At 67.3% G+C, this 20,724-nt stretch carries 18 protein-coding genes; 4 read left to right on the forward strand and 14 right to left on the reverse strand.

The window, feature by feature from the left end:
- Window positions 1–102: 102 nt before the first annotated feature.
- Window positions 103–1,134, reverse strand: coding sequence for an NAD(P)H-dependent glycerol-3-phosphate dehydrogenase (locus ABDW49_RS17000; protein ID WP_343613303.1), 1,032 nt, complete (start codon window positions 1,132–1,134; stop codon window positions 103–105).
- A complete protein-coding gene (tsaD, locus tag ABDW49_RS17005; protein WP_343613305.1) occupies window positions 1,131–2,177 on the reverse strand; it encodes a tRNA (adenosine(37)-N6)-threonylcarbamoyltransferase complex transferase subunit TsaD in 1,047 nt (348 codons plus the stop codon). The genes ABDW49_RS17000 and tsaD overlap by 4 nt, the downstream gene beginning before the upstream one ends.
- Before the next feature lie 152 nt (window positions 2,178–2,329).
- Between tsaD and hemC the strand changes: the two genes are divergently transcribed.
- Genes hemC through ABDW49_RS17020 form a run of 3 tightly spaced genes read left to right on the forward strand, consistent with a single transcriptional unit; the run spans window position 2,330 to window position 4,946 of the window.
- Complete coding sequence (gene hemC, locus ABDW49_RS17010) at window positions 2,330–3,256, forward strand: hydroxymethylbilane synthase (RefSeq protein ID WP_343613307.1); 927 nt, start codon at window positions 2,330–2,332, stop codon at window positions 3,254–3,256.
- A 2-nt stretch (window positions 3,257–3,258) separates the two neighbouring features.
- On the forward strand, window positions 3,259–3,978 hold the full coding sequence (locus tag ABDW49_RS17015; RefSeq protein ID WP_343613309.1) for a uroporphyrinogen-III synthase: 720 nt from the start codon (window positions 3,259–3,261) through the stop codon (window positions 3,976–3,978).
- Window positions 3,979–3,983: 5 nt separating this feature from the next.
- A complete protein-coding gene (locus ABDW49_RS17020; protein WP_343613311.1) occupies window positions 3,984–4,946 on the forward strand; it encodes a hypothetical protein in 963 nt (320 codons plus the stop codon).
- A gap of 223 nt (window positions 4,947–5,169) precedes the next feature.
- Here ABDW49_RS17020 and ABDW49_RS17025 read toward each other — a convergent pair whose 3' ends face one another.
- Together ABDW49_RS17025 and ABDW49_RS17030 are read right to left on the reverse strand one after the other, a co-directional pair.
- A complete protein-coding gene (locus ABDW49_RS17025) occupies window positions 5,170–6,429 on the reverse strand; it encodes a UbiH/UbiF/VisC/COQ6 family ubiquinone biosynthesis hydroxylase (protein ID WP_343613313.1) in 1,260 nt (419 codons plus the stop codon).
- A gap of 54 nt (window positions 6,430–6,483) precedes the next feature.
- Window positions 6,484–8,208 carry an alkaline phosphatase family protein gene (locus ABDW49_RS17030; RefSeq protein WP_343613315.1) on the reverse strand — a complete coding sequence of 575 codons (1,725 nt, stop codon included), beginning with the start codon at window positions 8,206–8,208 and terminating at the stop codon, window positions 6,484–6,486.
- Window positions 8,209–8,398: 190 nt separating this feature from the next.
- Here ABDW49_RS17030 and ABDW49_RS17035 point away from each other — a divergent pair, with 190 nt between their 5' ends.
- Complete coding sequence (locus ABDW49_RS17035; protein ID WP_343613316.1) at window positions 8,399–10,459, forward strand: protein-disulfide reductase DsbD domain-containing protein; 2,061 nt, start codon at window positions 8,399–8,401, stop codon at window positions 10,457–10,459.
- A 473-nt stretch (window positions 10,460–10,932) separates the two neighbouring features.
- Here ABDW49_RS17035 and ABDW49_RS17040 read toward each other — a convergent pair whose 3' ends face one another.
- The 10 genes from ABDW49_RS17040 to ccoN all read right to left on the reverse strand — a co-directional run bounded on the left by ABDW49_RS17040 (window position 10,933) and on the right by ccoN (window position 20,701).
- Window positions 10,933–11,280 carry a hypothetical protein gene (locus ABDW49_RS17040; protein ID WP_343613318.1) on the reverse strand — a complete coding sequence of 116 codons (348 nt, stop codon included), beginning with the start codon at window positions 11,278–11,280 and terminating at the stop codon, window positions 10,933–10,935.
- Between the two features lie 35 nt (window positions 11,281–11,315).
- A complete protein-coding gene (locus ABDW49_RS17045) occupies window positions 11,316–12,650 on the reverse strand; it encodes a radical SAM protein (RefSeq protein WP_343613320.1) in 1,335 nt (444 codons plus the stop codon).
- Between the two features lie 301 nt (window positions 12,651–12,951).
- The gene (ccoS, locus tag ABDW49_RS17050; RefSeq protein WP_343613322.1) at window positions 12,952–13,101 is read right to left on the reverse strand and encodes a cbb3-type cytochrome oxidase assembly protein CcoS; all 150 of its coding nucleotides are present in this window, start codon (window positions 13,099–13,101) and stop codon (window positions 12,952–12,954) included.
- Complete coding sequence (locus ABDW49_RS17055; RefSeq protein ID WP_343613323.1) at window positions 13,098–15,245, reverse strand: heavy metal translocating P-type ATPase; 2,148 nt, start codon at window positions 15,243–15,245, stop codon at window positions 13,098–13,100. Before ABDW49_RS17055 ends, ccoS begins: the two co-directional genes overlap by 4 nt.
- The gene (locus ABDW49_RS17060) at window positions 15,245–15,712 is read right to left on the reverse strand and encodes a FixH family protein (protein ID WP_343613325.1); all 468 of its coding nucleotides are present in this window, start codon (window positions 15,710–15,712) and stop codon (window positions 15,245–15,247) included. The genes ABDW49_RS17055 and ABDW49_RS17060 overlap by 1 nt, the downstream gene beginning before the upstream one ends.
- A complete protein-coding gene (gene ccoG / locus ABDW49_RS17065) occupies window positions 15,709–17,097 on the reverse strand; it encodes a cytochrome c oxidase accessory protein CcoG (protein WP_343614347.1) in 1,389 nt (462 codons plus the stop codon). Before ccoG ends, ABDW49_RS17060 begins: the two co-directional genes overlap by 4 nt.
- 95 nt (window positions 17,098–17,192) lie before the next feature.
- A complete protein-coding gene (gene ccoP / locus ABDW49_RS17070) occupies window positions 17,193–18,092 on the reverse strand; it encodes a cytochrome-c oxidase, cbb3-type subunit III (protein WP_343613327.1) in 900 nt (299 codons plus the stop codon).
- Complete coding sequence (locus tag ABDW49_RS17075) at window positions 18,082–18,255, reverse strand: cbb3-type cytochrome c oxidase subunit 3 (RefSeq protein WP_343613329.1); 174 nt, start codon at window positions 18,253–18,255, stop codon at window positions 18,082–18,084. The genes ccoP and ABDW49_RS17075 overlap by 11 nt, the downstream gene beginning before the upstream one ends.
- Window positions 18,252–19,016 carry a cytochrome-c oxidase, cbb3-type subunit II gene (gene ccoO / locus ABDW49_RS17080; RefSeq protein WP_343613331.1) on the reverse strand — a complete coding sequence of 255 codons (765 nt, stop codon included), beginning with the start codon at window positions 19,014–19,016 and terminating at the stop codon, window positions 18,252–18,254. Before ccoO ends, ABDW49_RS17075 begins: the two co-directional genes overlap by 4 nt.
- 11 nt (window positions 19,017–19,027) lie before the next feature.
- Window positions 19,028–20,701, reverse strand: coding sequence for a cytochrome-c oxidase, cbb3-type subunit I (gene ccoN / locus ABDW49_RS17085; protein WP_343613333.1), 1,674 nt, complete (start codon window positions 20,699–20,701; stop codon window positions 19,028–19,030).
- Window positions 20,702–20,724 lie beyond the last annotated feature (23 nt).

Below are 20,724 nucleotides of genomic sequence, written 5' to 3' on the forward strand. Positions count from 1 at the left end.
GCAGCATTGTCTGGCGACGGCTCCACACCTCCGCCCGAAAGCGTAAGGTCATCGACAGGGGCGGAGGGAACAGTGTGGGGGGAAGCACTGTGAGGCATCGGATCAGTCACCACGCTCCCGTCCGGCCTGTTCGGCCTTGAGCGGGCGGGCCAGCAAATCGGTCACCACCGTATGGGCGGGGGCCTCTCCGGCCAGCAGGCGGCACACCGCCTCGACGATCGGCATCGACACGCCCGAGGAACGCGCCAGATCGCGCAGCACCGGGGCGGTGTGCGAACCCTCGGCCACGGTGGCCTTGCCGGCCAGCGCCTGCGCCATGGTCATGCCCTGCCCCAGCGCGAAGCCCAGCGCATAATTGCGGCTGGCGCGGCTGGCGCAGGTCAGCACCAGATCGCCCATGCCCGAAAGCCCGGAAAGCGTATCCTGCCGCGCGCCCTTCATCACGCCAAAGCGCGCCATTTCGGCATAGCCCCGCGCGATGAGCGCCGCGCGGGCGTTCTCGCCCAGCCCCAGCCCCTCGACCACGCCGCAGGCAATCGCCAGCACATTCTTGATCGCCCCGCCGATCTCGGCCCCGACGATATCGTCGGAATAATAGGGGCGGAAGGCCGGACGCGCGATGGCGGCGGACAGGCGCTTCCACTGCGGCTCGCCATCCTCGCAGGCCAGGGTGATCGCGGTGGGCAGGCCGGTGGCCACCTCGCGCGCGAACGTGGGCCCCGACAGCACCGCCAGACGGTCGCCCGGCGCGGCAGCGCGGGTCACATCGGCCATCAGCCGCCCGCTGCCCGCCTCGATCCCCTTGGCGCAGAGCACCAGATCGCGAGGGCGCTCGCTGGCGGGCAGGCCGGAGAGCACCGTGCCGACATGCTGCGCCGGGCACACCACCAGCAGCACCGGCATCGACGCAAGCCGCGCCAGATCGCTGGTGACGGCGATGGTCGGGGCCAGCGTGACGCCGGGCAGATAGGTGCCATTGATGCGCGTCGAGGCGATCTCATCGGCCAGCGCCGGGCTGCGCGCCCACAGGGCGACAGGCGTACCATCGGCGGCCAGCATGGTGGCCAGCGCCGTGCCCCAGGCACCCGCGCCGATCACGCCGATTGCGGCGTCTCCGGTCAGAACCCCGCTCATGCCTTCACCCCCGCGCCGCGCACCGGGCTGGCATCCGGGTCGAGCGGCCAGCGCGGCCTTGCAGCCACATCCAGCCCGTCACTCTGCCCGCTCGCGAATCGTTCCAGCCCCGCCCAGGCGATCATGGCGGCATTGTCGGTGCAGAGCGCAAGCGGCGGCGCGACGAAGCGCAAGGATCGTCCGGCAGCCAGAGTTTCAAGCGCGCCGCGAATCGCTTTATTGGCCGCCACACCGCCCGCCACCACCAGAGCATCAGCGCGGGTCAGGTCTTCGCCCAGCCCGTCCATCGCCTGTTTCAGGCGGTCGATCAGGCAGTCGATGGCGGCCTGCTGGAAGGCGGCGGCGATATCGGCATCGTCATGGGTGCCCGCTTGGCTTGCGCGCAGCACCGCGCTTTTCAGCCCCGCGAAGGAAAAATGCGGCTCGGAGCTGCCCAGCAGCGGGCGCGGCAAAGGCACTGCCTTCGGGTTGCCCGTCGCCGCCAGACGCTCGACGGCAGGCCCGCCGGGATAGCCCAGCCCCAGGATCTTGGCGGTCTTGTCGAAGGCCTCGCCCAGCGCATCGTCGATGGTGGTGGCAAGGCGGCGATACTGCCCCACGCCCTCGACCCAGAGGATCTGGCAATGGCCGCCGCTGACCAGCAACAGCATGTAAGGAAAGCACAATTCACCATCGGCCAGACGCGGCGAAAGCGCATGCCCCTCCAGATGGTTGACCGCCAGCAAGGGCTTGCCGCTGGCCATCGCCAGCGCCTTGGCCGTCACCAGACCGACCATCACCCCGCCGATCAGACCCGGCCCGGCGGTGGCGGCAATGGCATCGACATCGGCAAGGCTCATCCCCGCATCGGCCAGCGTGGCCTCCACCATCGGGGCGATCCGCTCGGCATGGGCGCGCGCGGCGATCTCGGGCACGACGCCGCCATAGGGGCGGTGCTGCTCATCCTGACTGGCGATATGCTGGGCAAGGATCACCCGCCCGTCGCTGACCAGAGCGGCGGCGGTTTCATCGCAGGAAGATTCTATGCCGAGAATGATCGTCAAGACGTCGTTTTTCCGAAGATGGCCCGGAAATTTCACAAAAGGGGCCGGTTTTGCGAAGAAGAAGCTGCTCAGCCGCTTCCCCTTAGCGAGATTGCCCATTAGCACAAGTCACCATGGTCGATACGCATCAAGCCCCGAAAACCGCAACCTTTATGCCACACTCCGATCGCCCTTTGCGGCTGGGCACTCGCGCTTCGCCGCTGGCCTTGGCGCAGGCGCATGAGGTGCGCGCAAGGCTCTGCGCCGCGCATGGCTGGGATGAGGCGGCGATCGCCATCGTCCCCGTCACAGCCAGCGCGGACAAGATCAAGGGCCCGCTGGCCGATGTCGGCGGCAAGGCGCTGTGGACCAAGGAACTCGACGGCTGGCTGCATGAGCGCGAGATCGATTTTGCCGTGCACAGCCTGAAGGATGTCGAGACGATCCGCCCCGCCGAACTGGCCATGGCCGCGATCCTGCCGCGCGAGGATGTGCGCGACTGCCTGGTCGGCGCGGCATCGGTGGAAGCCCTGCCGCAGGGCGCGCGGCTTGGCACCTGCGCGCCGCGCCGGGCGGCGCAGATGCTCCATCTTCGGCCCGATCTGCGCATCGTGCCCTTTCGCGGCAATGTCGCAACCCGTCTGGCCAAGCTGGAGGCCGGAGAAGCCGATGCCACGCTGCTGGCCATGGCCGGGCTCAACCGGCTGGGGCACAAGGATGTCGGCACGCCGCTGGATGAACAGACCTTCCTGCCCGCATCGGGACAGGGCGCCATTGCCGTGGAATGCCGCAGCGACGATGCCGCGACCATCGCCCTGCTGGCCGCCATCGACCATGCCCCCAGCCGCCACGCCGTGCTGGCCGAGCGCGCGCTGCTGGCCGCGCTGGGCGGCAATTGCCACAGCGCTCTGGCCGTGCTGACCCGCCCCGAGGGCGCGCGGATCCATATGACCGCCGCTTTGTTCAGCCCCGATGGCGCCGAGCGAATCGCGGGCGAGGTGCAGTTCACCCCCGGCGACCATGATGGCATCGCCGCGCTGGCCCGCGACCTGCTGGCCCGCGCGCCTGCCGAAATCGCCGAGCATTTCAACGGAGCCTGAATTTGTTGATCGCGCCGCTGCTGATCCTGCGCCCTCAGCCCGGCAATGCGGCCAGTTGTGCCGCCGCCGAACTGCTGGGCGTGGAGCCGGTGGCGGCCCCTCTCTTCGCGATCGAACCCATGGCATGGCAGCCCCCCGACCCGACCGAGATCGACGCCCTGCTGATCGGCAGCGCCAATGCACTGCGCCATGCCGGGCCTCATCTGGCCGCCTATGCGGGCAAACCCGCCTATACGGTGGGCGAAACCACCGCGCAGGCCACACGACAGGCAGGCTTGCATGTCGAGGCGGTGGGCAGCGGCGGCTTGCAGACGGTGCTGGATCAGGTTGCGCCCAACCACAGCCACCTGCTCCGCCTGGCCGGCTATGAGCGCGTGGTGCTGACCGTGCCCCCTCACGCCACCATGATCGAGCGCACCGTCTATGCCGCCGTGCCGCGCCCGCTGCCCCGCGCCGTCGCGCGGCTGATGCTCACCCATGCCCTGCCCGGCGTGGTGGCCGCGCTGCATTCGGCGCAGGCCGCGCTCCACCTTGCCGAAGAGATCGACCGACTGGGCCTGCCCCGCGCACGGCTGCACCTCGCCACCATCGGGCCAAGGGTCACGGCGGCGGCGGGGGATGGCTGGGGCGCGCTCCACACGGCGCCCCGGCCCGATGATCGCAGCCTGCTGGCGCTGGCCGCGCAACTGTGCCACACTCCCGCGCTGCGTGTGGGGGATTAAGTCTTTTGATAGAAGAATTTCCAAATCAGCCGACAGGATCGGCGACTGGAGGGGAGTTTGGCAGGCCAACGGCCAACACGCGCCGCCCCCGCCGCTGGTCGTTGCTGATCCTGACCATGCTGGCCGGTTTCGGCGCCGGAGCCGTGGCCATGGGCGAGGTCGCCCATCAGGGCTGGCTGGTGCCCTTCGGCATCGCCCCGTGGAGCTTCACCCCGCAGCCGGTGACCCTGCCCACCCCGCCCCAGCCCTCCTCCGCCGCCCTTGCCCAGACGCAGGGCGCCATGGAAACGCGCGTCGCCGAGCTGGAGCAGAAGCTCGACAAGCTCGACCTTGAAGCCGCCGCCGCCTCGGGCAATGCCGCCCGCGCCGAGGCGCTGCTGGTGGCCTTCGCCACGCGGCGCCTGGTGCAGCGCGGCGCTCCGCTGGGCTACCTTGAGGATCAGCTCAAGCTGCGCTTTGGCGCTGCCCAGCCCGATGCGGTCGCCACCGTCATCAACTTCGCTCACGACCCTGTCACGCTCGACCGGCTGACCGCCCGGCTTGAGGCTTTGGGCCCGATGCTGGCCAAGGCACCGCCCACCGAAGGCGGCTGGAACCGGATCAAGCGCGAACTCTCCGACCTGTTCGTGCTGCGCCACGAAAGCACCTCGGCCGCGCCCGACCCGCGCCTGCGGCTGGACCACGCCCGCGTGGCCCTGCAGGAAGGCAAGGTGGAAGACGCCATCGCCGACGTGCGCCTGATGCCCGGCGCCGCGCTGGCACAGGAATGGATCACCCAGACGCAGCGCTACGACACGGTGCAGCGCGCGCTGGACGCCATCGAGACCACCGCTTTGCTGGAGCCCAAGACGCTGCATGATGGCGCCGGGCGCGAGATCGCTCAGCCCAGCCCCTTGGAAACGCCGGGCGCTTCGGCCTCGGGAACGCCCAGCCCGGTACCGGCGCCTGAGGCGAGTGGGGACCTTTAAGGTAAGAAGGACAAAGCGAGGGGGTTACCCCCTCGCGCTCCCATGACGTCTTCCGACGAAGCGTTAGTGGTGCCCGATCCTTGCGCCCAACCTATCCGCCCCGCAGGGAACCAACTGCCTCCGGCGGTGGGACGTTTGCGCTTGGCTATCCCCTCCCGCCTCCTCCGTGTCGGGAGACGTAACGGGGGTGCAGGGGGCGTAACGCCCCCTGCTTATTCCTTCTTCAAGCCTGCAAGATCGAAGGCAACTTCCCACTCATCCCGCGCGCCTCATTCATAAAGAAGCGCTTCAGGGTCGGCATACGCTGCACCGCCCCCATCCCCAGACGACGCACCGCGCTGGCCGTGCGGCCCGGCACGCCGAAGAGGCGCACGATGCCGTCCATCACGCTCATGGTGGTGAAATTGTCCAGCGCGCGCCAGTTCTCGTAGCGCTTGAGCAATTGCGCATCGCCCGGCTCCAGACCGAGGCGCATGCCATCGGCCAGCACTTCCACCAGCGCGCCCACGTCGCGCAGGCCCAGGTTCAGCCCCTGCCCGGCGATGGGGTGCATGCCATGGGCCGCGTCACCCACCAGCGCGAGGCGGTGGCCGGTGATGCGCGTGGCGTTCTGATAGGACAACGGATAGGACATGCGCGGGGCGCTCAGTTCCACCTTGCCGTAGAGGCCATCCATCCGCTTGGAGACTTCGGCGACAAAGGCGGCGTCGCTCATGCCGATCACGCCCTTGGCGTCCTTTTCGGGGACGGTCCAAACCAGAGCGCTGCGGTGGCGACCATCGGGCAGGTCGCGCAGGGGCAGCAGGGCAAAGGGCCCGGCGGAGTAGAAGATTTCCCACGCCACGCCTTCATGCGGCTTTTCGTGTGTCAGGCCGGTGACGATGGCGCGGTGGCTGTAGTCCCATGAGACCAGCCCGATGCCATCCTCGTCACGGCTGGGCGAGCGGCGGCCTTCGGCGCCGATCAGCAGGCTGCCCTTGACCACGCGGCCATCGTTCAACGTCACGGCCACGCCATGGTCGCCACGCTCGCGCTTCACCGCTTCCACTTTCGTGTGCCAGGCGATGTTGATTTCGTGGCGGGCGGCCTCGAACAGAGCGAGGCGGATGTCGCGGTTGGCGAACATGCGGCCCAGCGTGCCTTCATCGGGCTTGGGGCGGAAGTCGATGCGGCCGGGGCGCATGGCATCGGTGACGGCGATGGATTCGATGGGGCAGCCCAGATCCTTGAGTGCCTCTTCCAGGCCGATATGGCGGAACAGGTTCCAGCTCGCCGAGGAAATCGCCGAGGCGCGGCCATCGGCACCCTCGGCGGTGAGGTCGGCGGGGTCGGCGCGTTCGATCACATGGCTGGTGATGCCATTGCGCGCGGCGGCCAGCGCCAGCGTCATACCCACCAGCCCGCCGCCCAGGATGACCAGATCGCGGTGATCCCCCAAATCCTGATACTGACCGGTCGGGCTCTCAGTGTTCGCAGTGCTCATGGCCACTCCCTTAGGAGATGAAGCGCTTACAGCCAACCTGTGTTTGGGGCTTTGCTACTTTGGCACGCAGGAGTTACCCGGCCCGCCATCGATATCCAGACAGCGGCCATCGAAAGCCCCCTGCGGCACCTTCAGCCCGATCAGCGCGGCCAGCGTGGGGGCGATGTCCACCGTCTCCACCGGCTGGGGCTGCTCCATGCCGGGCAGGCCCTTGCGCCAGAACAGCAGAGGCACGCGGCGGTCGTAATCATAGGGGCTGCCATGGGTGGCGGTGTAGCCGGGGCGCGCCGCGATGATCGGCACCACCGCGCGGTTGAGCATCACATAGACATCGCCGGTCCGCTCGGGATCGAAGGAGGCGCGGGCGCGCTCCCGCATCGTCCAGTCCTGAGGGTTGGCGGCGGGCAAGGGCGTGCGGGCGATCTCGTCCTTGGTGAAGACATTGGCCACCTGCGGATGGGCCTTCAGCAGCGCCACGAGCAGCGTCTCCACCTTCTCGCGCTGGCCGGGCGTGAGATCGTGACTGATGTAATAATCGCCAAAGGGCCCGTCGGCGCGGATGATCGGGGTTTCGGATTTGAGGCCTAGCTTTGCCGCGATCACCGCCGAAAGCCTGTTGGGCGCCAGCGCCACATCGACATGGCCCGCGCGCGGCAGGCCTTGCTCGACAAGGCGCTCGGGCGTGTCGAGCCCGCCATGGTCGGCCGAGAGCATCACCGCATAATCCAGCCCCATCGCATCGAGCCGGTTGAAAAACGCTCCCAACTGCGAATCGAGCTGCGCCATCTGCACGCACATTTCCACGCCCTCGCTGCCATAGGCGTGGCCAATGTAATCGGTGGCCGAGAGGCTGACCGAGAGCAGATCGGTGGCATCGCGCTTGCCCAGCGCCATATCGCTGGTGAGCCGCGCCGCCAGATCGAGCGTCGCCCCATCCATGCGCGGCGAGGCGCGGAAGGTATCGGGCATGCCCTTCTCGACGGTGAAGCGCGTGGTGCCCACCACGGCCTCACCCGCCTCGATGGCGCGGTCGCGCGGCTGGCACCATGCGGGGATCGGCAGTTCGGGCGCGCCGCTGGCGATCAGCGCGGCGGCGGTGGCGTTTTCGGCCACGGCAGCGGGGGCCAGTTCGCGGCCCCGGAAGGTGGTGAAGGCGCCGCCCTTCCACCAATAGCCCTCGTCGATGGTGTGGCCGCCCATCATCACCACGGCGCGGTCCTTGGCCGAAACCGCGACATTGCGCGTGGCCAGATTGGCGGCTTTCATCCGCTCACCCAAGGTGGGCACGCGCAGATGCACCGCCGAGACCACCGGGTCCTCCACCGAGGATTGCGGGTCTTTCTCATCCTCGGCGCAATAGACGCGCTTGTCGGCGCGCTTGGCGTCCAGATCGAACCAGTTGTTGGCGATGATGCCGGTGCGGCTCGGGTGAGCGCCCGTCAGCAGCGTGGAATGGCCGGGGCAGGTTTCGGTGGCGGCGTGGCTCTGGAAGGCGCTGGGGAAGACCGCGCCTTGCGTCAGCCGCGCGAGGCCGCCGGTGAAATGCTGGCGGTATTGCGCGAAAAGGTCGGCGGAAAACTGGTCGATGGAGATCGCCACCACCAGTTTCGGCGGCGCGGTGGGTTCGGGCGCGGAGGCGCTTTGGGCGACCGGCGTGGAATGCGGATGATCCTGCGAGCACCCCGCCAGTGCGGCCAGAAAAGCCAGCGCGGCAGCCCCTTTGCGCAGGCCAAGGGCACGGTGCGCCGAAGAAAAACCTAGTGAGGCGATAGGATACACAGAGCTTTCCTTGCAAAATTCTGGCGACGACGGCACATGCGTGCCATCATATGCATGACAGGGTGATGTTTCGCCCGTGCGAAAGCGCCTTGCCTGTCCGGAGTTCCCCATGCCAGTCCGCCTGCCCCGACGCCACCCCATCCTGCCGGTTTCGTTGAAAACTCTGATAAAACTGCTGATGGCAGAATTGATGGCGCTGCTGGCGTTCGGCTGGGCATCGCTCGCCCCCGCGCAACCGGTGCAGGGCGGGCCCACCCATATCGCCGCCGCCCTGGTGGCAGAGGGCAGCACCGTCCAGCCCGGCAAGCCAACGACTCTGGCGCTGGAGATGCACCCCACGCAAGGCTGGCATGGCTATTGGCTCAATCCGGGCGATGCCGGGCTGGGGCTGCAACTGACATGGCATCTGCCGGCCGGGGCCAGCGCGGGCACGCCGCAATATCCGGTGCCCGAAACGCTGGTGGTCAGTGGCCTGATGAACCATGTCTATCAGTCCGACTATGCGCTGCTGATCCCCTTCACCGTGCCCGCCGACGCCAAGCCCGGCACCACGCTGCCCGTCTCGGTCAAGGCCGAATGGCTGGCCTGCACCGAACAGATCTGCGTGCCCGAAAGCGCCAATCTGTCGACCATGCTGAAGGTTTCGGCCTTCCCCGCACAGCATGATGCGCGCTTCGATGCATGGCGCGCCAAGCTGCCCGCCCCGCTGGGCGCTCAGGCGCATATCGCGGTGCAGGGCGACACGCTGCGCCTGGGCATCCCCTTCCCCGCCAGCGCCACGCTGGAGCGTCCGCATGTCTTCTCGGCTGACGAACGCGCTATCGATTATGCCGCGCCTCAGGGCTTCGCGCGTTCGGGTGACACGCTGGTCGTCACGCTGAAGCGCGCGCCGGGTGCTGCCGCCGATCCGGCTTCGTTTAATGCCGTGCTGCGCCTCAACCGCAATGGCGACGGTGTGACCATCGCCGCCGTCCCCGGCGCCGTGCCCACCGACGGCACGCCCATCGAGACCGCCGCCACCGATGCCCCGCCCAAGCCCTCGCCGCTACCCTTGCTGGTGCTGGCGGCGATCGCGGGCGGGTTGCTCCTCAACATCATGCCCTGCGTCTTCCCGATCCTCAGCCTCAAGGCGCTGAGCCTCGCCCGTGCGGGCGAGAGCGAGGCCGAGGCGCGCGTCGAGGGCCTCGCCTATTCGGCTGGCGTCATCGTCACCTGCGCCGCGCTGGGCGCGCTGCTGCTGGCCCTGCGCGCGGGCGGTCAGCAGGTGGGCTGGGCCTTCCAGTTGCAGGAGCCCGGCGTAGTCGCCGCGCTGCTGCTGCTGGCCGTGGCAATCACCGCCAATCTGCTGGGCCTGTTCGAGTTCCTGACCCCCAGCTTCGCCTCGCAGGGCGGCGCGCTGCCCGGCAAGCGCAACACCGCGCGCGGCGCCTTCGTCACCGGGCTGCTGGCCGCTTTCGTGGCCACCCCCTGCACCGGGCCCTTTATGGCGGGCGCGATGGGCGCGGCGGTGCTGCTGCCCTTTGCCCCGGCAATGCTGCTGTTCGTGGCGCTGGGCTTCGGCATTGCGCTGCCCTTCCTCGCCATCGCCTATATCCCCGCGCTGCGCCGCGCCCTGCCCAAGCCCGGCCCATGGATGAACTGGTTCAAGAAGGCCATGGCCGTGCCGATGGGCCTGACCGCGCTGGGCCTGTTCTGGCTGGCCAGCCGCCTGGGTGGCTACAGCTTCGCGGGCGCCAGCCTGGTCTTCGCCATCGTGCTGATCGCGATCCTGGCGCATCTGGGCCGCACCCAGCGCGTCACGCTGGGCGGCGGGCGCCGCGCCATCGGCCTGATCGCGTTGCTCGGCCTGTGCGCCGCGGTCGTCCTGCCGCGCACCGTCCACGCCCCCAGCGCCGAGGCCGAGGGCCTGCTGCCCACCCAGCCCTTCAGCCAGCAGGCGCTGGATCAGGCGCTGGCGCAGGGCCACCCTGTCTTCGCCTATTTCACCGCCGACTGGTGCCTTTCCTGCAAGGTCAACGAGCGCGTCGCCATCGAGCGCGAATCCACCCGCGACGCCTTCGCCAAGGCCGGCGTCGTCGTGCTGAAAGGCGACTGGACCCGCCGCGATCCGGCCATCACCCGCTATCTGACCACGCGCGGCGCGGCGGGCGTGCCGCTCTATGTCTGGTACGGTCGCGGGGCGGCATCCGCACCCCAGAGCCTGCCTCAGGTGCTGACGCCCAAGACCCTGCCGGAGCTGGCGTCGCGGTAAAAAATCCGGCGTCTTGATCGCGATCAAGGTCGGCGCTCCGGCGTCGGCCTAGGACCATCTCACGCATGGCGGAGGCGTCACCCGGCAAGTCCGCCTGCCACGATGGGGGCCTCGGATCGGGGGTTCCGGACAGAGGGGCCTCGGCCTCAAGCGTCCCCATCGTTCCTTCCTCGTGAAGGATTTCTCCCCAACTTTCAGGGCGGCTGCTTTCGGGTGGCCGCCTTTTTTTGGGCGATTTTCGAAGAAGGGAAAGAGAAGATGCGAGGGCAATCGCCCTCGCGCTCCCTTTAATGTCAGCGTGGGCGCTACGGGTTCGGCCTTGCGCCCAGTTTGCCGCGCCGCAGGCAGGAATTTGATGCCTGCGGCGCCTTAGGTGACGCAGTTGGAGAGCCAGAGCGCGCCAGTTCGGTGCCACTGCCCCATCGTCGGAAGACGTCATGGGAGCGCGAGGGGGTAACCCCCTCGCATCTTCCTTACTTACTGTCTTCCGCCGCCAACCGATCCAGCCAAGCCCGCGCCTGCTTCGGCTCGCCCACCGCGTTGGATGCCACAGGCCCGCGCGCTGCCAGAAATTCGCGATGCAGCTCGAAGGGCTCCAGAAACAGCGTCTCGCGCGCTTCGTCGATGCTGTGGGCCAGATCCTCCAGCGCCTCAATGGTCGGGGCGACTGCCTTGCGCGCAACCTTGTCGGCACGGTGGTCGAAGAGGCCCCATTGGCCTGCTGCGGTAACTTTCAGAGCCTCGATCAGGGCAGCACGATAGTCCGCCTCCCAGTCGATGCGTTGCTTGTCGAGGCGGTCGAGACGATCAGCTTTGGCCATGGGGGCGTTCTAGCCAAGGCGACGCGGCGGTCAACCTACACCGCCGAACTGAACCGCCTCGTGTTGTCCTGCCGATAGGGATCGAAGATCGCCGCGATGCTGCGCGCATAAGGCAGGCCACCGGGCAGCATGGTGAGCAGGCCCGCCTCCACATCGACAAGGCCACGCTCCATAAAAGGCGCGAGGGCGGCGGCATGCGCCATGGCCAGATCGCCGCCGATGCCGGCACGGCCATGGCAAAGGATCTGCTCGATGAGGACGCCCAGAGCGCGGTCGGCGTCGGAGCGCAGGATACCATGGCCACCGGTCAGCCGGTCCTGCGAGAGCAGCATGCGGTAACGCCCGGCGTTCTTCTCGTTCTGGATCAGGACGTTCGGAAAACTGGAGATCGCCGAGGCGCCCAGCCCGATCAGCACCGGCGCGGTATCATCGGTAAAGCCCTGGAAGTTGCGATGCAGCCGACCGTTCAGTGTGGCTTGCGCCATCGGATCACCGGGCCGCGCGAAGTGGTCGAAACCAACGGGGCGATAGCCTGCTTCTACAAGATAGGCATAGCCGCGCGCGGCCATGGTGAAACGCTCGTCCTGACCCGGTAAGGCGCTGGCATCGATGCGACGCTGGCGCGGCAGCAGATGCGGCACATGGGCATAGCCGAAGAGCGCCACACGATCCGCGCCAAGCTCCGCCGTGCGGGCCAGAGAGGCTTCCAGATCGCTCCATGTCTGGCCCGGCAGCCCATACATCAGATCGTAATTCAGCGAGGTGACGCCCGCCTCGCGCAGCATATCGGTGACCCTCTCGATCACCCTGTCGCTCTGCACGCGGCCGATGGCGGCCTGCAGGCGCGGGGCGAAGGTCTGCACGCCGAGGCTGGCGCGGCTGACGCCCACCGCGCTCATCGCCTGCGCCCAGTCGCGGGTCATGGTGCGCGGATCGAGTTCGATCGACCACACCGGATCGGCCAGCGAAAAGTGCAGCGTGATCGCATCGACCAGCCGCACAAATTGGGTGGGGCTGATGGCGTTGGGGCTGCCTCCACCGAAGGCCACGCGCTTGACCTTCACCCGGCCATCGAGCCTTGCGCCGATCAGCGCGATCTCTCGCGCCAGCGCATCGAGGTAGGATGTCAGCCGCCCCTGCCGGTTCGCCGCGCCCGTGTTGCAGCCGCAATACCAGCAGATCTGCTCGCAATAGGGGATGTGAAGATAGAGCGAAATCTCACCCGAGGTTTCATCGAGCGCCTCCCCCAATGCAGCGCCATTGTCTTTGGCCCCCAGAGGCGCGAATTCCGCCGCCGTGGGAAAGCTGGTGTAGCGCGGCACAGGTCGCGCCAGCAGATCGGGGTGATAGGGCCAGACAAGCATCGTCATGCATCCCTTCTGCCAGACTCGCGGCGCGCCATCCTTGCGCCCGATCAAGATCGACGCGGTTCTTTTCCGCCTTTGCCACGCTTGCGCGCACCACCGTTATGGCAACCTTTCGCGCAGCATCCGGGCTGCTCCGCACCGGGCACATCGCCGTGGCCAAGGGGCATGGTCATGCTGCGCACAATACCATCGCCAGAGCAGAGCGGCACCGTAACAGTCCGCCCGTCCGCCGCATGCGGAGCAGCGCCCACCGCAGCCGGAAACAAGGCGATCATGCCGAAGAGGGCGACCCATCTGGCACGCGTCATGACTCGCCCTCCTCCTCGATCAGGATGCGGGCGGCCGCACCGTCCAGATCCTCGAACTGGCCCGAGCGCAAAGCCCAGAAAAAGGCCCAGAGCCCGGCCAGCCCCATCAACAAGGCGACGGGGATCAGAAAGGCCAGACCGGTCATGCCGCCTCCTCCCGGTTCCAGCGGGCGGGCAGCGCCAGCCGCAGCGAATTGCCGATGACGATCAGCGAAGAGGTCGACATGGCGATGGCCGCCACCAACGGCGTGACATAGCCAAAGATGGCCAAAGGCACCGCCAAGACATTGTAGCCGATGGCAAGTGCGAAATTCTGCCGCACCACGCGCATGGTGGCGCGGGCTCCGGCAATCGCGCGCGGCAGAGCCAGCAAAGACTCGCCCATAAAGACGAAGTCCGCCGCCTGCCGCCCCACATCGCTGGCACTGCCCGGCGCGATCGAGGCATCCGCCGCCGCCAGAGCCGGGCCATCGTTGAGCCCGTCGCCCACCATCAGCACGCGGTGGCCCATGTTGCGCAGCATGGCGATGGCCTGCTGCTTGCCCTCGGGCGTCATGCCGGCGCGGGCGAAGAGGCCGGTGGCGCAGGCGGTCTCGACCACCGATTGCCCTCGGTCTCCCGAGAGGATCTGTGCATCGATGCCCAGATCGCGCAGCCAGCCGATGGCCCTTGCGTAATCGGGCCGCAGCCGGTCGGCGAAGAGGATCAGCCAGGCGGGGCGGGTTTCGATATCCAGCGCGCAGACCATGCCACGCGATGCTGCCGCGCCATCCGGGCGGCGCAGGGCCACGCGCTGGCCTTGCCACAAGGCGCGCATGCCCTCGCCGGGAACTTCGACCACATTGGTCAGTTCCGCCGCCTTCACGCCGCGCACCGTCAGCGCCTCGACCAACGCGCGGCTGAGCGGATGGCGCGAATGGCTGGCCAGCGCCAGCGCCACCTGCGCGGCATCTTCGGGCAGGCTATCCAGCACCGCGCCATCGGGCATGGGCCGCCCCAGAGTCAGCGTGCCGGTCTTGTCGAGCAGGGCGGTGTCGATGCAGGCGATACGCTCCAGCGCGCCGCCGTCCTTCACCATCACCCCGCCGCGCATCAGCGCCGAGGCGGCCACCACCTGCGCCACCGGCACCGCCAGCCCCAAGGCGCAGGGGCAGGTGATGATCAGCACCGAAATGGCGATCACCAAAGCGTGATACACCCCCGCCCCGGCCAGCATCCAGCCGACGAAGCTGGCCGCCGCCAGCGTGTGGACGGCGGGGGCATAAAGGCGGCTCGCGCGGTCGGCGATGCGCACATAGGCGCTGCGGTGCTGGCCTGCTGCCTCCATCAGGCGGGCGATCTCGGCCAGAGTGGTGTCGGCCCCGGCGGCGGTGACCTGCACATCCACCGGCGTATCGAGGTTGAGCATGCCCGCATGCAGCGCATCACCCGCGCGGACCGCAACTGGCGCGCTTTCGCCCGTCAGCAGGCTGCGGTCGAGGCGTGTTTCGCCCGTCAGAAGCCTACCATCGGCGGCAAGGCGTTCGCCCGCGCCGATGCGGATCACCATGCCGGGCAGCAGGTCTCGTGCACGCAGCCATTGCAGCGTACCGTCCTTGCTCACCACCATGGCGCCGGTCGCGGCCTGACGCAGCAGGGCGTCCACTCCGGCGCGGGCACGGTCGCGCATCATGGCATCCAGCACGCGGCCTGCCAGCAGGAAGAGCATCAGCATCAGCGTGCCATCGAACCATGCCTCGGCGCCATGCGTCAGCGTTTCGTAGAAGCTGAGGCCGGTGGCCAGAATCACTCCGATGGAGATCGGCACATCCATATTGGTGCGGCCATGTTTCAGCGCGCGCCATGCCGAGGCGAAGAACACCCGCCCCGCATAGAGGATCGCCGGAATGCCGATCCCCGCCGAAAGCCAGTGGAACAGATCGCGCGTGGCGCCGCCCGCCCCCGACCAGATCGAGACCGAGAGCAGCATCACATTCATGCAGGCAAAACCCGCCACCGCCAAAGGGGCCAGCAGGGGCTTCACCGCGCTGGCCGGGGGCGCCAGATCAGCCCCACGCGGCTGGCTGGCGAAACCGATCCGCTCCAGCGCGGCGACCAGATCGGGCTCTTGCAGGGCCGGATCGTGGCGCACGCTGACCTGCCGGGCCGACAGGTTGACGCGGGCGCTCTCAACCCCCGCCAGAGCGTTCAGGCCGCGCTCCACCTTGCCCATGCAACTGGCGCAATGCATGCCGGGCACCACCAGAACGGTGGTCTGGGGACGCGGGGTTTGTTGGAGTTGTGTGGCCATCACAGGCGCTCATTCGCGCGCCAGAGGTGGCCGCCTGCCTGCACCTTCAGCCGCAGGCGCCACCGGCCGTCGGGCAAGGCTTGGTCCGACAGGAAATCGTCGCCGGTAATGCGGTGGAAGGTGAGATTGCGGTCGGCCAACTGGCCCAGCGGGTGCCAGCCCTCGCCGGTCAGTACGGCCTGATCGAGACCCTTGCCCTGCAGCGTGACGACCACATGGCCATCGGCCTGCCGCGCCACCTGCGCATGCCAGCCGAGCGCCTGTTCCTTCGCCGCCTCATCCAGCCAGCGGTCGAATTGTTGGCTGGCGTCATAGGAGTTTTCGACCACCACACCGCTGAAGGTGCTGCCCGCCAGACGCGCCATGCCGATGTTCACCGCGATCACCACGGCGAAGAAGGCAACCAGAATGGCACTCATATGCCAGCCGGTGAAGCGGAAGGGCTGTTTCGTGAGCGTGCTCATCATTGGCCTCCTTCAGGGGCGTCGAAGCGAGTGTCGTAACGGACGGTACCGCCCTGTGCGTCGGCGGCGGTGAGGGTGAAGCCCAGAGGCTGCTGCGCCGTGCCTGCGGGGGCGATGACATAGATTCGCAAGGGTTGCGTCTGATCGGCGGGGATGGTGCGGGTGAGTTGGCGCGCGGCCTGCGCCTTGCCCATCTCCTCGCTCCACATCGCCGCGCCGGGGATGCCGTCGAGCGTCAGGCGCATGGGGCGCGGGCGGTCTTCCATATTGCGCCATTTCACCAGATAGGCGTTGCGGATGGCGCCGTCGCTCATCAGCATAAAGGGCGGGTTGCGGTCTTTCGCCACAGAGATGGCCAGATGGTTGCGCGTGCCCAGAGCGAACAGCAGCGCGCAGCCGATGGCGCTCCACAGGCCGAGATAGATCAGCGTGCGGGCGTGCCAGATCAGTTTCGCATGGCGGGTGGGTGGGGCGCCGGCGCGTTCCTTTTCGCTGTCTTCCAGCGTGGCATAGTCGATGAGGCCACGCGGGCGGCCTGTCTTGGCCATCACGGTATCGCAGGCGTCGATGCACAGGGCGCAGGTGATACAGCCGATCTGCGCGCCGTCGCGAATGTCGATGCCGGTGGGGCAGACAGCGGCGCAGAGCCCGCAATCGACGCAATCGCCTGCGGGGAGGTCTTTGGCCTTGCCGCGCGGTTCGCCGCGCCAGTCCTTGTAGGTGACGATCAGCGATTTCTCATCGAGCATCGCGGACTGGATGCGCGGCCAGGGGCACATATAGACGCAGACCTGCTCGCGCATAAAGCCGCCCAGCCAGAAGGTGGTGCCAGCCAGCACGGCGATGGTGGAATAGGCGATGGCGGGCGCGGTGCCGGTGAAGACCTGATGGAACAGCGTGGGCGCATCGGCGAAATAGAAGATCCATGCGCCGCCCGTCGCCACGCTTACCAGCAGGTAGAGGCTCCATTTGGCAAGGCGGCGGGCGAGTTTGCCGGCTGTCCATGGGGCCTTGGCAAGGCGCATCTGGGCGTTGCGGTCGCCATCGAACCAGCGGTCGATCTGCTGGAAGAGGTCGGTCCAGACCGTCTGCGGGCAGGCATAGCCGCACCATGCGCGGCCCACGGCGCTGGTCACAAGGAACAGGCCGATGCCTGCCATGATGAGCAGTCCGGCAACGAAGTAGAACTCCTGGGGCCAGATCTCGATGGCGAACATATAGAAGCGGCGGTGCGCCAGATCGATCAGCACGGCCTGATCGGGGGCATAGGGGCCCCGGTTCCAGCGCAGCCATGGGGTGAGGTAATAGACCACCAGACAGGCCGCCATGATCCCCCACTTCAGGCGCCGGAAGCGACCATGAATGGCGCGGGGGAAGACGGGTTGCATCTTCTCGTAAAGGCCACCTTGCGGTTTAACCTTCAGGGCGGAGGGCAGCGGGCGCCGCTTCGGCTGGCCTTGGGGGTTCAGGCTGACCATGGCGCTTACTTCGCTGCTGGGGCAGGCGCGGCAAAAGCCTCACCGCCGCCCAGCGAGTGGACATAGGCTGCCAGCATCTTGATCGTGACGGGGTCGAGCCGCAGCCCCCATGCGGGCATCACCCCGGCATGGGCGTTGGTGATCGAGCCCACGACCTGCTCGCGGCTGCCGCCATAGAGCCAGATGCGGTCGGTGAGGTTGGGTGCGCCGAACTGGCGCCCTCCCTTGCCCTCCGGCCCATGGCAGGCGACGCAGTTCACCGAGAAGATTTCCGCGCCGCGCTGCGCTGCGGCCCCCTTGGGTTCCAAACCCGAAAGGCTGCGCACATAGCTGGCCGCATCCTGCACCTGCGCAGGCGTCAGGATCTTGTCATGGCCGAAGCTGGGCATCAGGCTGGTGCGGGTCTGGTCGTCTCCTGAGTAGCGGATGCCGTGGGTGAGCGTCTGCTGGATGTCGGTGAGCGTGCCGCCCCACAGCCAATCGTCATCGTTGAGGTTGGGATAGCCCACCGAGCCCGCCGCCCCCGCGCCATGGCATTGCACGCAGTTCACCTTGAAGGCCGCGCGGCCACCCGCGACGGCTTGGCGCATCAGCTCGGGGTTCTTGGGCAGATCCTCGATGGGGGTTTTCGCCAGAGCCGCCAGCATGGGCGCGCGCTGGGCGGCTTCGGCCTTTTGCTCGGCGGCGTATTCGCCCCGGCTGGTCCAGCCGAAGGTGCCATGGGTGCCCTCATGCAGCAGCGGCACCGAGGGGTAGACCACCGCATAGCCCACCGCAAAGGCGATGCAGGCGTAGAAGGTGTAGAGCCACCAGCGCGGCAGGGGGGTGTTGAGTTCCTCGATCCCGTCCCACTCATGGCCCATGGTTTCGGTGTTGGTGGCTTCGTCGATGCGCTTATCGGTCATCGTCTTCGTCCTTGAAGATCATGGTGGCGGCGGCCTCACTGTTCTTCCGTCCGCCGGGCAGGAAGGGCCACGCGCAGAGCAGGAGGAACACGCCCATCATCAGCGCCAGCCCCCAGCCATCGGCGAAGTTGCGCAGCAGCGCGTAAAGCGCGGCGCCGCTCATCGCCCCTTCTCCTGCGCGAGATGCTCCTGCGCCGCCGCGCTCTCGACATCGACCATCGTGCCCAGCACCTGGAGGTAGGCGACCAGCGCATCCATCTCGGTGATCGTGTCGGGCTTGCCGTCGAAATCGCGGGTCTGCGCCTTGGCGTAGCGCTTGGCCAGATCGGTGCCATTGCCGGTGGCCTGCGCCTTCAGATCATCGTCGGCCTTGGCGATATCCTCATCGGTGTAGGGCACGCCTGCCAGCTTCAGCGCCTTCAACTCGCCTTCCATCGAGCCGCCCTCGCCCGCCTTCAGCTCGGTGTTCGAGAGGAAAGCGTAATTGGGCATGATCGATTCCGGCACCACAGAGCGCGGCGCGGTCAGATGCTGCACATGCCAGGCATCGGAATATTTGCCGCCCACGCGGGCCAGATCGGGGCCGGTGCGCTCGCTGCCCCACTGGAAGGGGTGATCGTACATCGATTCCGCGGCGAGGCTGTAATGACCATAGCGCTCGGTCTCGTCGCGGAAGGGGCGGATCATCTGGCTGTGGCAGAGGTAGCAGCCCTCGCGGATGTAGATGTCGCGCCCCGCCTGTTCGAGCGGGGTGTAGGGGCGCACGCCCTTCACTTTCTCGATGGTGTTGTCGATGTAGAAGAGCGGCACGATCTCCACCAGACCGCCGATGATCACCGCGATAAAGGCGCAGACGGCCAGAATGGTGACATTGCGCTCCAGCGTGCCGTGCCAGGCGAAGGGTTGTTTGGTTTCAACGGACATGGTTCGCCCCCTTATTCGGCAGGCACGGCGACGGGCTGGCCGGTCAGGGGCCGGTCCTTGTCGCGGTTCTGGTCGATGTTGTGCAGCGGCTTTTCGTCGCGCTGGTCGCCCACGGCGATGGTGCGCCAGATGTTGTAGGTCATGAAGCAGGCGCCGGTCAGATACAGCAGGCCCCCGAAGGCGCGCAGCACATACATCGGGTGGATGGCGGCCACGGCATCGGCAAAGCTGTTCACCAGATAGCCGTCGGCGCCGTACTCACGCCACATCAGCCCCTGCGTGATGCCCGCCACCCACATGCTGGCGGCGTAGAAGACGATGCCCAGAGTGGCCGTCCAGAAGTGCCAGTTGACCATGCGCAGCGAATACATCGCAGGTCGGTTCCACAGGCGCGGCACCATGTAGTAGAGCGCCCCGAAGGTCACCATGCCGTTCCAGCCCAGCGCGCCGGAATGCACATGGCCGATGGTCCAGTTGGTGTAGTGGCTCAGCGAATTGACGGTCTTCACCGACATCATCGGGCCTTCAAAGGTGCTCATGCCGTAGAAGGCCAGCGACATGACGAACATGCGCAGGATGGGGTCGGTGCGCAGGCGGTCCCAGGCGCCGTTGAGCGTCATCAGCCCGTTGATCATGCCGCCCCAGCTCGGCATCCACAGCATGACCGAGAAGACCATGCCGAGCGTCTGCGCCCAGTCAGGCAGCGCCGTGTAATGCAGATGATGCGGCCCCGCCCAGATGTAGAGGAAGATCAGCGCCCAGAAGTGGATGATCGAGAGGCGATAGGAATAGACCGGCCGCTGCGCCTGCTTGGGCACGAAGTAATACATCATGCCAAGGAAGCCCGCTGTCAGGAAGAAGCCCACGGCATTGTGGCCATACCACCACTGCACCATCGCCCCCTGCACGCCCGCGAAATAGCTGATCGAGCGCGTGCCCAGAAAGCTGACCGGAATGGCCAGATTGTTGATCAGATGCAGCATCGCCACGGTGATGATGAAAGAGAGGTAGAACCAGTTGGCCACATAGATATGCGGCTCTGTGCGGCGCACGATGGTGAAGGCGAAGACCAGCAGATAGGCAACCCACACCACCGTGAGCCACAGATCGACATACCATTCGGGCTCGGCATATTCCTTGCCCTGAGTCACGCCCAGCAGATAGCCGGTGGCCGCCAGCACGATAAAGAGCTGATAACCCCAGAACACGAAACGGGCGAGGCCGGGGAAGGCCAGCCTCGCCCGGCAGGTGCGCTGCACGACATAGAAGCTGGTGCCGATCAGCGCATTGCCTCCAAAAGCGAAGATCACCGCCGAGGTGTGCAGCGGGCGCATCCGCCCGAAGTTGAACCAGGGCTCAAGGTTGAGATCGGGAAACGCCAGTTGCAGCGCGATGATCAGGCCCACCAGAAAGCCCGCCATGCCCCAGAACACCGTGGCGATGGTGGCCCAGCGGATCACGTCATCGTCGTAGAGGCTGGTGTCGGCGGGCGGCAGGGCGCTCTGGCCGCGGGCGAGGCGCGCATAGTCGGGGCGACTCAGACCGTGCCACATGGCGATCAGCGCCGCGATGGAGCAGATGCCCATATGGATGGCAAAAGCGCTGTCCTGCGCCGCGACCATCGCGATGAAACAGAGGAGAAAAAGCACCAGCCAAAGACCGGCGCGCGAAACGAGTATGCCCATGAGCCTTCCCTCTCACGACGGAA

Origin of the sequence: Novosphingobium sp. (assembly GCF_039595395.1) — a bacterium.
GTDB lineage: Bacteria > Pseudomonadota > Alphaproteobacteria > Sphingomonadales > Sphingomonadaceae > Novosphingobium.